At 65.1% G+C, this 12,362-nt stretch carries 9 protein-coding genes; all 9 read left to right on the forward strand.

Features of this window, described 5'->3' with window-relative positions:
- The first annotated feature begins 360 nt into the window (after positions 1-360).
- Positions 361-1,773, forward strand: coding sequence for a chromosomal replication initiator protein DnaA (gene dnaA, locus ABIB66_RS07540; protein WP_275169143.1), 1,413 nt, complete (start codon positions 361-363; stop codon positions 1,771-1,773).
- Between the two features lie 275 nt (positions 1,774-2,048).
- Complete coding sequence (gene dnaN / locus ABIB66_RS07545) at positions 2,049-3,167, forward strand: DNA polymerase III subunit beta (RefSeq protein WP_007598262.1); 1,119 nt, start codon at positions 2,049-2,051, stop codon at positions 3,165-3,167.
- 171 nt (positions 3,168-3,338) lie between these two features.
- A complete protein-coding gene (locus tag ABIB66_RS07550; RefSeq protein ID WP_275168705.1) occupies positions 3,339-3,704 on the forward strand; it encodes an endonuclease domain-containing protein in 366 nt (121 codons plus the stop codon).
- A gap of 89 nt (positions 3,705-3,793) precedes the next feature.
- Positions 3,794-4,930 (forward strand): DNA replication/repair protein RecF, encoded by a 1,137-nt coding sequence (recF, locus tag ABIB66_RS07555; RefSeq protein WP_354205794.1) that lies wholly within the window; start codon positions 3,794-3,796, stop codon positions 4,928-4,930.
- A 136-nt stretch (positions 4,931-5,066) separates the two neighbouring features.
- On the forward strand, positions 5,067-5,804 hold the full coding sequence (locus tag ABIB66_RS07560; protein ID WP_354205792.1) for a hypothetical protein: 738 nt from the start codon (positions 5,067-5,069) through the stop codon (positions 5,802-5,804).
- A 125-nt stretch (positions 5,805-5,929) separates the two neighbouring features.
- Positions 5,930-8,098, forward strand: a complete 2,169-nt coding sequence (locus ABIB66_RS07565; RefSeq protein WP_354254648.1) for a hypothetical protein — start codon at positions 5,930-5,932, stop codon at positions 8,096-8,098.
- Positions 8,099-8,294: 196 nt separating this feature from the next.
- On the forward strand, positions 8,295-8,870 hold the full coding sequence (locus ABIB66_RS07570; RefSeq protein ID WP_342761028.1) for a hypothetical protein: 576 nt from the start codon (positions 8,295-8,297) through the stop codon (positions 8,868-8,870).
- A gap of 281 nt (positions 8,871-9,151) precedes the next feature.
- Positions 9,152-11,587, forward strand: coding sequence for a DNA topoisomerase (ATP-hydrolyzing) subunit B (gyrB, locus tag ABIB66_RS07575; RefSeq protein WP_275168715.1), 2,436 nt, complete (start codon positions 9,152-9,154; stop codon positions 11,585-11,587).
- A 252-nt stretch (positions 11,588-11,839) separates the two neighbouring features.
- The gene (yidI, locus tag ABIB66_RS07580; RefSeq protein WP_275168716.1) at positions 11,840-12,307 is read left to right on the forward strand and encodes an inner membrane protein YidI; all 468 of its coding nucleotides are present in this window, start codon (positions 11,840-11,842) and stop codon (positions 12,305-12,307) included.
- Positions 12,308-12,362 lie beyond the last annotated feature (55 nt).

Raw genomic sequence — 12,362 nt, forward strand, 5'->3', positions numbered from 1 at the left:
AGGACCTTGTCGTGAGCAATTACGGCAGGACGGGGAGGTATCATGTCTTACGAACTCAACGCGGTATTGAAACACATTTCGACTTCCAGCATTTCGACTTCCAGCGATGCCGTTTTAGATCCGTCGGACACCAAGCCTCCCGAGTGTCACGGAGCGCCGAGTACGCGCTGACCTCGCGACCCCTCCATCTCTAGACATTGCTGATCGGACGCGGCGTTTCCGCCGAACGGTCGAGCCATGCCTGCAGGTGAAATCGCTTGAGGTCCCGCCATTGCAAATATCCCTGGGCAGGCATCCCTGGCAGGAACTCTGCATGGCGCTCACCACGCAACCTTATCTCTCAAGAAAAGTTCTCAAATGATGACAACCCCGGAACAGGATCGCTGGTCACGCGTGAAGAGTCGGCTGCGCTCGAACGTTGGCGAGGACGTCTATACGAGCTGGTTTGCGCGCATGGATCTGGAAGGCGTCCAGGACGAGAGCGTGCGTCTGTCGGTGCCGACCCGCTTCCTGAAGAGCTGGATCCAGGCCCATTATGCCGAGCGCGTGCTGTCGTGCTGGCAGGCCGAGATGCCCGAAGTGCATCGCATCGATCTCACCGTGCGCTCGGCCGTGCGCCCCGTGGTTCAGCAGAAGGAAGCGCCCGCGCCGATCGAAACGCGCCGCTCGCCTGCGCCGGAGCTGCGTTCGACCGCGACCGCGCCGGTCTCGGCCAATCATGATGCGCTCGGCGGCTCGCCGCTCGATCCGCGCCTGACATTTGCGAGCTTCGTCGTCGGTCGCTCCAACACGCTGGCGCATGCGGCTGCGCGTCAGGTCGCCGAGGGTCGTCGCGGCGATCCCGTCATGTTCAATCCGCTCTATATCCATGCGGGTGTCGGCCTCGGCAAGACGCATCTCCTGCAGGCGGTGACCTGGGCCGGCAATTCCGGCAACGAGCGCAAGGTGCTTTATCTCACCGCCGAGAAATTCATGTACGGCTTCGTCGCCGCGCTGAAGACGCAGACGGCGCTCGCCTTCAAGGAAGCGTTGCGCGGCATCGACGTGCTCGTGATCGACGATCTCCAGTTCCTGCAGGGCAAGTCGACCCAGGCCGAGTTCTGCCACACGCTGAACGCGCTGATCGATGCCGGCCGCCAGGTCGTGATCGCGGCCGACCGTCCGCCGTCCGATCTCGAAAGCCTCGACGACCGCGTGCGCTCGCGGCTGGCCGGCGGCCTCGTGGTCGAGATGGCCTCGCTCGGCGAGGAGCTGCGACACGGCATTCTCAAGTCGCGCGTCGCCGCGGCCCGCGCCCATCATGCGACCTTCGAGGTGCCGGAGGAGGTGCTGACCTATCTGGCCCGCGCCATCACCCACAACGGCCGCGATCTCGAAGGCGCGATCAACCGCCTGCTCGCACATTCGAAGCTCAACAGCCGGCCGGTGACGCTGGAGATGGCGGAGCACGAGGTGCGCGACCTGATCCGGCCGCAGGAGCCGAAGCGGATCAAGATCGAGGACATCCAGCGCGTGGTGGCACGGCAGTATAATGTCAGCCGCTCCGACCTCTTGTCCTCGCGCCGGACCGCCAACGTGGTCCGTCCGCGCCAGGTGGCGATGTATCTCGCCAAGACGCTGACCCTGCGATCGCTGCCGGAAATCGGCCGCCGCTTCGGCGGGCGCGACCACACCACGGTGCTGCACGCCGTGCGCAAGATCGAGGCCCTGGTTTCCAAGGACACGGCGCTGTCGGACGAGGTCGAATCGCTCAAGCGCCAGCTTCAGGAATAAACGCCTATTTGCTTCCGGCCCCATCCCAAGCTGCATCGGAGGTCGTCATGCCCGGCGAGGCGTTCAGCGCGTTGCGGAAACATCGGTAAATCGTGGGGAACTGCCTCCCGATCCCTTGAATCCGGGGGCCATCCGCGCCACCTTGCGCGACCCTGACGGCTTTGGTCATATCGGCTGGATGATCCGGCCTTCCGGGGTCTTCGGTGCCGTGGCGCGCGTCCCGCCGCCCGGCTTTTCCAGATTTGTGTTTCCTTGGGGATCGGGCGAGTAGTGCAATGAAGGTTACGGTCGAACGCGCGCAACTCCTGAAGTCGCTGGGCCACGTCCACCGCGTGGTCGAGCGCCGCAACACGATTCCGATCCTCGGCAACGTGCTTGTTAGGGCCGAGAACGCGAAATTGTCGCTGAAGGCGACCGACCTCGACCTCGAGGTCACCGAAACGCTCGCGGCGGAAACCGCGACCGCGGGCTCCACCACCGTGCCGGCGCACATGTTCTACGATATCGTGCGCAAGCTGCCGGACGGTTCGCAGATCGTGCTCGAGGCCGACGGCGACCGCGCCGTGCTGGCGATCCGCGCCGGCCGCTCCCGCTTCACGCTGCAGACCCTGCCGGAGAACGATTTTCCGGATCTCGCCGCTGGCGACATGTCGCATTCGTTCAGCCTCGCCGCCAAGGACGTCAAGCGGCTGATCGACCGCACCCAGTTCGCGATCTCCACGGAGGAGACCCGCTATTATCTTAACGGCATCTATCTGCATGCCGCAGGCTCGGCCAAAGCCGCCACTTTGCGCGGCGTCGCCACCGACGGCCACCGCCTCGCCCAGCTCGACCTGGTCCAGCCCAAGGGCGCCGAGGGCATGCCCGGCGTGATCGTGCCGCGCAAGACCGTCGGCGAGGTGCAGCGCCTGATCGAGGACAACGAGGCCGAGGTCACGATCGAGCTGTCGCAGGCCAAGATCCGCTTCACCATCGGCAATGTGGTGCTGACCTCGAAGCTGATCGACGGCACCTTCCCCGATTACGGCCGCGTCATCCCCCAAGGCAACGACAAGGAACTCGTCGTCGACAAGAAGGATTTCGAGAACGCGGTCGACCGCGTCTCGACGATTTCCAGCGAGCGTGGGCGCGCCGTGAAACTCTCGCTGTCGCCGGGCAAGCTGGTGCTGTCGGTGACCAATCCGGATTCCGGCAGCGCGACCGAAGAGCTCGAAGTCGAATACGCTTCCGACGCCCTCGATATCGGCTTCAACTCCCGCTACCTACTCGACATCGCCGCCCAGATCGAAGGCGACGTCGCAACGCTCCGGCTCGCCGACCCCGGCTCGCCCACCCTGGTGCAAGACCGCGACGACAAGAGCGCGCTGTACGTGCTGATGCCGATGCGGGTGTGAGGAGTCCTCTCGCGATACCATCTATGTGGAGGCAACCCCTCACCCGGCTTCGCTTCGTGAAGCGGCAGCTACTCTTCTCGAAACAAGCGCGATGCCCGTTGCTGCGCCCTCTCCCCTTGTGGGAGAGGGCTGCTCGGCTGGCAGATGCCAACTCAGTCGGGTGAGGGGTTAGTGCCGCAGGAGCCATCCCATCGGCCGGTCCCCAAGCGTCTCCGCCAATTCGCGAAGAACATGCGGCATGAGCCGACGGATGCGGAAGCCGCAATGTGGCGCCTGCTCAGGGATCGTCGATTGTCCGCCTACAAGCTTCGCCGACAAGTTCCGTTCAAAAGCTACATTCTCGACTTCGTCTGCTTCGAGAAGCGCCTCGTGATCGAGATCGACGGCAGTCAGCACGCAGAGTCACGAAGCGATGCAGCGCGTGATGCGGCTCTCTCCGCTGAAGGCTTTGTCATCGCGCGCTACTGGAACAATGACGTGTTGCAGCGGCCCACCTCTGTATTGGACGACGTTCTTGCAAAGCTCGCCCTGCGGTAACATACCCCTCACCCGTCGCCTCACTTCGTGAGGCGCCACCCTCTCCCACAAGGGGAGAGGGGAAGAATCGCGGCCATGACGAAGACCTGATGACCCCCTCCCGCATTCATCGCCTGACGCTGACGCATTTTCGTAATTACCGGGCGGCGGGGCTCGAGGCGGCGGCTGACTTGGTGGCGCTGGTCGGGCCGAACGGAGCGGGCAAGACCAATTGCATCGAGGCGATCTCGTTCCTGTCGCCGGGACGCGGCCTGCGGCGCGCGACGCTGGACGACGTCGCCGACAACCAGGGCGACGGCTCCTGGGCGGTGTCGGCACAGGTCGAGGGCGCGCTGGGCCTCGCCACGCTCGGCACCGGCATCGATCCGCCGCGCGCAGATAGCCCGGTCAGCCGGCGCTGCCGGATCGACCGCGAACCGGTCAATTCGGCGGCGTCGTTCGGCGACCACATCCGCATGGTGTGGCTGACGCCGGCGATGGACGGGCTATTCATGGGAGCGGCATCCGAGCGGCGGCGCTTCTTCGACCGCCTGGTGCTTGCCATCGACAGCGACCATTCCAGCCGCATCTCCGCGCTCGAACGCTCCCTGCGCTCGCGCAACCGCCTGCTCGAGACGCGCAATTACGACGACCATTGGTGTGACGCGATCGAGCGCGAGACCGCGGAGCTCGCGGTCGCGGTCGCCGCAACCCGCGGCCAGACCGCGGCGCGTCTCACCGGCATGCTGAACGCGCGCGCGCAGGCCTCCGCCTTCCCCTCGGCGCAGATCGCGCTCGACGGCTGGATGGAGAACGCGCTGCTGACGGAGACCGCGACCTCGGTCGAGGACCGCTACCGCCAGATCCTGCGCGACAACCGTCCGCGTGACGCCATCGCCGGCCGCACCACGGATGGTCCGCATCTCACCGATCTGCAGGTGATCTACGCGCCGAAAAGCATGCCGGCGCGCGATGCCTCGACCGGCGAGCAGAAGGCGCTGCTGATCGGGCTGGTGCTGGCGCATGCGAGCCTGGTCGCCGAGATGACCGGCATCGTGCCGCTGCTGCTGCTCGACGAGGTCGTCGCGCATCTCGATCCTAATAGGCGCGCGGCGCTGTTCGACGAGTTGCGCAAACTCGGCGCGCAGGTGTGGTTGACCGGCGCAGACCCCGCCGCCTTCGCCGAGATCGGCGCTGGGGGCGAGATCTTTGACGTCGAAAGCGGACAGGTATCGGCCCGGCGCTAGTCGCCGCCGTTGAACCAGCCCCATTTCCGCCGCGACTAGTTGCCGGAGGCGGCGGCGACGGTGTCGCAGCCGTTTTGCAATCGCGCAATGACATCACGCGCGATACCCTGGACGCGCGAGACCCCTGGAGAGTGAGATGCGGACGGCAAGGTCCGGGGCGCAGGCTTCGGCACGATGGTGGGCGTTTGCGTGCGGCATCGTCTTGCTCGCGACGTGCATGCTCGCGGCGAGCGCCGGCGCCTGGATGCCGCAGCCGCTGTTTTCGGCCGAACTCACGCCGGATCCCGATGCCAGGCTGCCCGCACCGACCCGCTACAGCTTTAGAGGGATCCACACCACCCTGATGCGGGGCGTCGAAGCGCCGCTTCGCGTCAAGCTCGAAGCCACCGTGCCCGCCGGGCTCAGCGACGTTCTCGCCTTCTACCGCAGGGAGCTCGCAAAGCTCGGCTGGCAGGAGCAGCTCGATGGCGCCGTCGTCTCCGCCGATCACGTGCAACTCGCGTTCGTCTCTCCGCTCGGGCCGGCCATGCTGGAGCTCGGCCGCAAGGACAGCAGCACCTTGGTCCATCTCGTCCAGAAGAACTCGGATACTGCAACCCGGGCGAATGTCATACCCGAACCGGGCCAGGCGAAGCTGGTGTTCAGCAACATCGGCGAGACGGAAGCCGTGCTCGGGATCAACGCGCGGACCATCAAGCGCGCCGCCGGCGCTGACGCCGTCTCGCTGGATCTGGCGCCCGGCAAATATTCCTACGACCTGGGCGTGCCCGGCCGTCCGGCTCGGACCCACATCCTCACCGTCGCGGCCGGCGACGCCTGGGAGCTCACCGTCGGGCGCGACGGCGAGGCATGGTCGCCGCTCCAGCTGTATTGACTGGTCCGGGATGTTTGAACCTGCCCGGTTCCTGCCGCGACTTCTCGTCTGAGGCTCGCCGACGGTGTCGCAGCCGTTGCAATCGCGCGCGCCCAGGCGACGCGCCGCATCCTGGAGACGTAACGATGGCGATGATCCCGCGCGGGATGCAAGTCCCGGCACGATGGCGGCTGCTTGCATGCGGTCTCTTCCTGATGGCGAGCTGCTCGATCGCAGCCGGCGCCGACGAGGGCGTCGTCGACGTCCACGCGCTGCCGCAGCTCGAAGGTGCGGTGGAAGACACCTCGCGCCCCGATCCCTATCGCGTCGAATATCGCGTACCGACGCCGCAGGCCGTGACACTGCCCGCGATCCAAAAGCTCCTGAGCGCCAACGGCTGGGTGTCCTATGTGATGCCGCTTGAGGAGAAAAGCACCCTGCTGAAGTTCAGGAAGGGACGACAGGGCCTTTCCGTTCATTTCACGCAGGCGCCCGGCCGGCCCGACCAGTCCGTGGTTTACTACACGACCGACCGGATCTACGGGAACGTGCCGTTTCCGGAAGGCGCAAGCGACATCGTGTTCGACGGGACCCGACCCTATCTCGGCTGCGTCGCGCCGACGCCGCTCGATGCAACGTCGGGTTTCTATGCCAGCCAGATGGCTGCGATCGGCTGGCAGAAGCTCACGCCGGAAACCGCTGCGCGCTGGACGACCAGCCTGGATGAAACCGCTCCCAACGGCCTGCGCGCGTTCTACGCGCACGCCGATAGCAAGGAGACCGGCTTCTATCAGCAGAAGCCTGTAATGCTGACGCTGACGCGCCGCGACGATGGCCGCACCAATGTCCATATCCGGGTCGCGCCCTTCGCCCTACCCAGCGAGCTCAAGGCCGATAGCGATCTGGCCGGCCTGCCGCGGCCGAGCCCGACCAAGACGGCCAGGGGCCTCGGCAGCGCAAGCTCCGACAAGCGCGAGATGTCGGCCGCCGCGATGGCCGAGCTGCCCGCCGTGCTCGCCTTCTATCACCGCGAGCTTGCCGCGCGCGGCTGGCAGGAGGACGGCAGCGCGCCACTCGCGCCCGGCGACGAGGTCGCGATCAAGATCTCTTCGGCGGAGGAAACCGGCGTGCTGCGGCTCGGCCGCAAATACGATTTCACCATGGTCAGCCTCACCGTGCAGGTGAAGGGATCCGCGCTTGCCGCCCGTGCAAAGGCGAAGAAAGAGGCGGACGAAAAGTTCCTTGGGGACGCGTTAGGTGCGGCCAAGCAGCTGATCACCGCCGACGAAGCAAGGCGCAAGGTGCAGGCGGCCGCATTGTCTGACGCGCCGCTGAATGCGCTCGCCGACAGCAAGACTCCGGTGCCGCTGCCCGAAAACGCCGAAGGCGTGAACTTCGAGGGCGAGGACGGCAGGCTCGAATTCTCCTCGACCTCGAGCGTGAAGGCGCTCACCGCGTTCTATCGCGCATCGCTCAAGCCAGCGGGCTGGAAAGAGCAGCCCTCCGTCATCAACCAGCCCAACATGGCGATGATGGAATTCTCCAAGAGCGGCAAGTCGATTTCGATGACCGTGATGCAGATGGGGCCGAAGGTGAACGTCAGCGCCAACGGCTCCGGTCTGGTCGTCGCCGCGGCGAAGCCCGTCGAGGCCAAATCGACGCAGGCTAAGGCGGTCCAGACCAAATCGAGGGAGCCGCTCACGCCCGATTCCGATTCCGCCCTGCCGGTGCCGACACAGCGCAGTTCGACCGGATTAAGCTCCACGAAATTCCCCGGCAGCGACCAGTCGTTCCGGACCGAGCTCGAAGCCAGCGTCCCCGCCGAGCTTGGCGAGGTCCTCGCGTTCTATCGCGCGGAGCTGACCAAGCGGGGTTGGCAGGAAAAGACCGACGGCGCGATCGTGACGGCCGAGCGGGCTGAGCTCGCGTTCACCTCGCCGGAGGGACCGGCCGTGCTGAAGCTCGGCCGCGCCAGGGACGAGACGACGGTCAGCCTGATGCAGCGAAATCCGCAGGCCGCGGCCAAGGCCGACATCATGCCGAAGGCGGGACAGGCGAGATTGATGCTCGGCAATATGGGGCCGAAGGAAGCATCGCTGACGATCAACAATCAGACCGTGAAGATCGCGGCCGGCGCCGGCGGTCCGCAGTCGCCAAAAGGCCCGATGCTCGATCTGCCGCCCGGCAAGTACCAGTACGCGCTGCGCCTGCCCGGACGTCCTGCTCGCACCGAGACGCTCACCGTAGCCGCCGGCGATGCCTGGGGCCTCCTGGTGGGACCAAGCGGAGACGTGCTGCCGCTGCAGATGTATTGAGCCAGGGGCGCTGATGCGGAGAACGGAGATGGCGACCGTAAGGCGCATGATGAGAGGGCCGGCACGCCGCTTGCTGCCGCTGTGCGGCGTCGTGCTTCTCGCAGGCGGTCTGGCCGCCGCAAGCGCGGGCGGATGGATACCACATCCATGGCCGCAAACTTCGGCCGCACTCACACCGGCGGATCCCGGCGCCGACATGCCGGTGCCGAAGCAACACAACTTCTTCGCCTCCAAAACCACCCGTGCGACCGGCATTGAAGTCCCGCTGCGTGTCGGATACGAAACCCATGTGCAAGCCGAGCTCAGCGATGTGCTGGCCTTCTACCGCACGGAGCTCGCAAAGCGCGGCTGGGAGGAAAAGCCGCACGGCACGATGGTCGCCGCCGATCACGCTCAACTCGCCTTCGTCTCCCCAAAGGGGCCGGCCACCCTGAAGCTGGCCCGTGCCAAGGACGAGACCACGGTCGAGCTTGTGCAGCGGAATACCGAGGCCGCGGCCAAGGCCAACTTCCTACCGATAGCCGGACAAGCGCGGCTGATATTCGGCTATCTTGTACCTGACGTGGCTTCGCTCACGATCAACGATAGGACCGTCAAGATCGCGGGCGGCGCAAATCACCCACAAACGCTGGATCTGCCGCCTGGCACCTATTCCTACGAGCTGCGCGTGTCCGGCCATCTGTCGCGTACCGACACCATCACCCTGGCTGCGGGCGAAGCTTGGTCCCTCAGGTGGGATGACGACGATCAGAAGCCGGATCAGATCTACTGAACCCGCTGGCCGGTTCCGGGGCGCCACGGCCCTCTCAGATCGCTTCTCCGCCCCGCAAAATCCACGTCTCTGAGGGCTAAAAACAGGGCCTAGAATCAGGCTTTTTGCAGCGGCCGGAATCGGCCATCGTGAGGCTTGAAAATAGGCTCAAAAACCCTATCTCATCAAAGACTTGCCGGGAGATACTTTGCGCTAGGCGCAATCCGTCTTTCGTGGCACAAATAGCCTGCATATCAGCGCCTTTTGCGCCGCTGATTCGGGCGACATCTCGAAGGCCTCTCATGACAGAACCTGCTCGGCAGACGCCTGCCGAAAACGAACCCTCAAATCCGAGCGATTACGGGGCGGAATCGATCCGCGTGCTGAAGGGTCTCGACGCCGTTCGCAAGCGCCCCGGCATGTATATCGGCGACACCGATGACGGCTCGGGCCTGCATCACATGGTCTACGAGGTCGTGGACAACGCGATCGACGAGGCGCTCGCGGGTCATGCTACGCGCGTGGACGTCGTACTCAATGCCGACAATTCCGTCACCGTGCGCGACGACGGCCGCGGCATTCCCGTCGACATCCACAAGGGCGAAGGCATCTCGGCAGCCGAGGTCATCATGACCCAGCTCCATGCCGGCGGTAAGTTCGACCAGAATTCCTACAAGGTTTCCGGCGGCCTGCACGGCGTCGGCGTCTCCGTCGTCAACGCGCTGTCGAGCAAGCTCGGCTTGCGCATCTGGCGCGACAACAAGGAACACTACATCGAATTCGCCCATGGCGATGCGGTCGCGCCGCTCAAGGTGGTCGGCGACGCGCCCGGCAGGCGCGGCACCGAGGTGACGTTCCAGGCCTCGACCGAAACCTTCAAGAACATCGAGTATGATTTCGCCACGCTGGAGCACCGGCTGCGCGAGCTCGCCTTCCTCAACTCCGGCGTCAACATCGCCCTCTCCGACATGCGTCACGCCGTCGAGAAGCGCGAGGAGATGCACTATTCCGGCGGCGTCGAGGAATTCGTCAAATATCTCGACCGCAACAAGAAGGCGATCGTGCCGGCGCCGATCATGGTGCGCGCGGAAGCCAACGGCATCGGCGTCGAGGCCGCGTTGTGGTGGAACGACAGCTACCACGAGAACGTGCTGTGCTTCACCAACAACATCCCGCAGCGCGACGGCGGGACCCATCTCGCCGGCTTCCGCGGTGCGCTGACGCGCCAGGTCAACGGCTATGCGGAGGCCAACGCGAAAAAGGAAAAGATCGCGCTCACCGGCGACGATTGCCGCGAAGGCCTCACCGCCGTTCTTTCGGTGAAGGTGCCGGACCCTAAATTCTCGTCGCAGACCAAGGACAAGCTGGTGTCCTCGGAAGTGCGCCCCGTGGTCGAGAACGTGCTCAACGAGGCGCTGCAGGCCTGGTTCGAGGAGCATCCTTCCGAAGCCAAGATGATCGTCGGCAAGGTGATCCAGGCGGCAGCCGCCCGCGAAGCCGCGCGAAAGGCGCGCGAGCTGACGCGCAAGAGCCCGCTCTCGGTCTCCTCGCTGCCCGGCAAGCTTGCCGATTGCCAGGAGAAGGACCCGGCGAAATCCGAGCTCTTCATCGTCGAGGGTGACTCGGCAGGTGGCAGCGCCAAGCAGGGCCGCAACCGCGAATTCCAGGCTGTGCTGCCGTTGCGCGGCAAGATCCTCAATGTCGAACGCGTGCGTCCCGACAAGATGCTGGGCAGCGAGCAGATCGGCACGCTGATCACCGCGCTCGGCACCGGCATCAGCGACGAGTTCTCGATCGAGAAGCTGCGCTATCACAAGATCATCGTGATGACGGACGCCGACGTCGACGGCGCCCACATCCGCACGCTGCTGCTCACTTTCTTCTACCGGCAAATGCGCGAGATCATCGACGGCGGCTACCTCTACATCGCCCAGCCGCCGCTCTATAAGGTCAACCGCGGCAAGTCCGAGCAATATTTGAAGGACGAGCGGGCGCTGGAAGATTATCTGATCGACACCGGGCTAGACGATTGCCTCTATATTCCCGGCAGCGGCGGCGATCGCACCGGCCGCGACCTGCGCTCGCTAGTCGACGACGCCCGCGCCGTCCGCGGTATCCTGCGCAGCCTGCACACCCGCTATAATCGCAAGGTGATCGAGCAGGCCGCCATCACCGGCGTGCTCAACAAGGCGATCTACGGCGATCCGGAGAAAGCAGCCGCCGCCGCGCAATACATCGCCGCCCGGCTCGACACACTCGCCGACGAGGTCGAGCGCGGCTGGATCGGTCAATATGCGGAAGGCCAGGGTTTCCAGTTCGAGCGCACGGTGCGCGGCGTCAAGGAAGTCGCCCTCATCGACGATGCCTTCCTGGGCTCGGTCGAAGCCCGCAAGCTCGACGAGTACACGGTGAAGCTCCAGGACGTTTATGCCCGCCCCGGCAAGCTGCGGCGCAAGGACGTCGAGCATATGGTCTACGGGCCGGTCGATCTGTTCGAGGCCGTCACCGACGCCGGCCGCAAGGGCGTCACGCTGCAGCGCTACAAAGGTCTGGGCGAGATGAACCCGGAACAGCTCTGGGAAACGACGCTGGATATCAATGCGCGATCGCTGCTCCAGGTGAAGGTCAAGGAGGTCGACGAGGCCGACGACATCTTCACCAAGCTGATGGGCGACGTGGTCGAACCGCGCCGCGACTTCATCCAGGAACATTCGCTGAGCGCGACGATCGATATCTGAGATCGGTCGTACCGGCGATCTTGTTGCGGCCCATCCTTCGCGCGCCCGCTTTGGCGGGCTCCTCAGGATGAGGTCTCGCTTCGCGCGAAACTCTAAACCCTCATGGTGAGGAGCGCCGCCTGCGGCGCGTCTCGAACCACGAGGCCGAGCCGTCAGGAGCTTGTGCTCGGCTCCCCCTGAACCTCACCACCCGCGATCGCGACGAAGTGGCATGAACCCGCGAGACCTGTTCCGGCCGGGAAGCGCCACGCCATGACCAGCTCCGTAGCAACCAGTTCCGCTGTGCCATCTCGCCGTCTGGGCATCATCGGCAGCATTGTCGGCATGCTGGCGCTGATGGCGGCGGTGTTGCCGCATTGGGTGGTGCCGCTCGTGTTTCCGCCACCACCGGCGGATCAGGTCATCGTCGACACCGGACACCGCATCAAGGACCGCGTGATCGCGCGGATGAAGGGCATGGAGTATCAGGCTCCGAAGGTCGAGAAATCGGCTGGACGAAGCTGGAGCGAAGCCTCCTCGGTCACCGCGATCTCGCTCGGCCTGCTCGCGATCCTGCTCTCGGTCCTTGCGCTCATTTTTCGGGAGGAACGGCTCCTCGCGGCCGTGGCGGCCACGCTCGGCACCGGCGCCGTCGCGATCGAAATCTCCTTTGTCGTGATCGGCGCGCTGATTCTGATCGCGATCCTCTATGTGGTGGCGAATATCATCGGGCTGTTTTAAGGCCCTTCGGGCAGGCTCGAGCCGCGGCCGGCGCAATTGCTACCGCGCTCAATTC

The sequence above is a fragment of the Bradyrhizobium sp. F1.13.3 genome (assembly GCF_040548265.1).
GTDB lineage: Bacteria > Pseudomonadota > Alphaproteobacteria > Rhizobiales > Xanthobacteraceae > Bradyrhizobium.

Excerpts from the sequence above, each read along its gene's own strand:
- yidI (WP_275168716.1), top strand. The coding sequence starts at position 11,840 with ATGACCAGCTCCGTAGCAACCAGTTCCGCTGTGCCATCTCGCCGTCTG.
- dnaA (WP_275169143.1), top strand. The coding sequence starts at position 361 with ATGACAACCCCGGAACAGGATCGCTGGTCACGCGTGAAGAGTCGGCTG.
- gyrB (WP_275168715.1), top strand. The coding sequence starts at position 9,152 with ATGACAGAACCTGCTCGGCAGACGCCTGCCGAAAACGAACCCTCAAAT.
- dnaN (WP_007598262.1), top strand. The coding sequence starts at position 2,049 with ATGAAGGTTACGGTCGAACGCGCGCAACTCCTGAAGTCGCTGGGCCAC.
- ABIB66_RS07570 (WP_342761028.1), top strand. The coding sequence starts at position 8,295 with ATGCCGGTGCCGAAGCAACACAACTTCTTCGCCTCCAAAACCACCCGT.
- recF (WP_354205794.1), top strand. The coding sequence starts at position 3,794 with ATGACCCCCTCCCGCATTCATCGCCTGACGCTGACGCATTTTCGTAAT.
- ABIB66_RS07560 (WP_354205792.1), top strand. The coding sequence starts at position 5,067 with ATGCGGACGGCAAGGTCCGGGGCGCAGGCTTCGGCACGATGGTGGGCG.
- ABIB66_RS07565 (WP_354254648.1), top strand. The coding sequence starts at position 5,930 with ATGGCGATGATCCCGCGCGGGATGCAAGTCCCGGCACGATGGCGGCTG.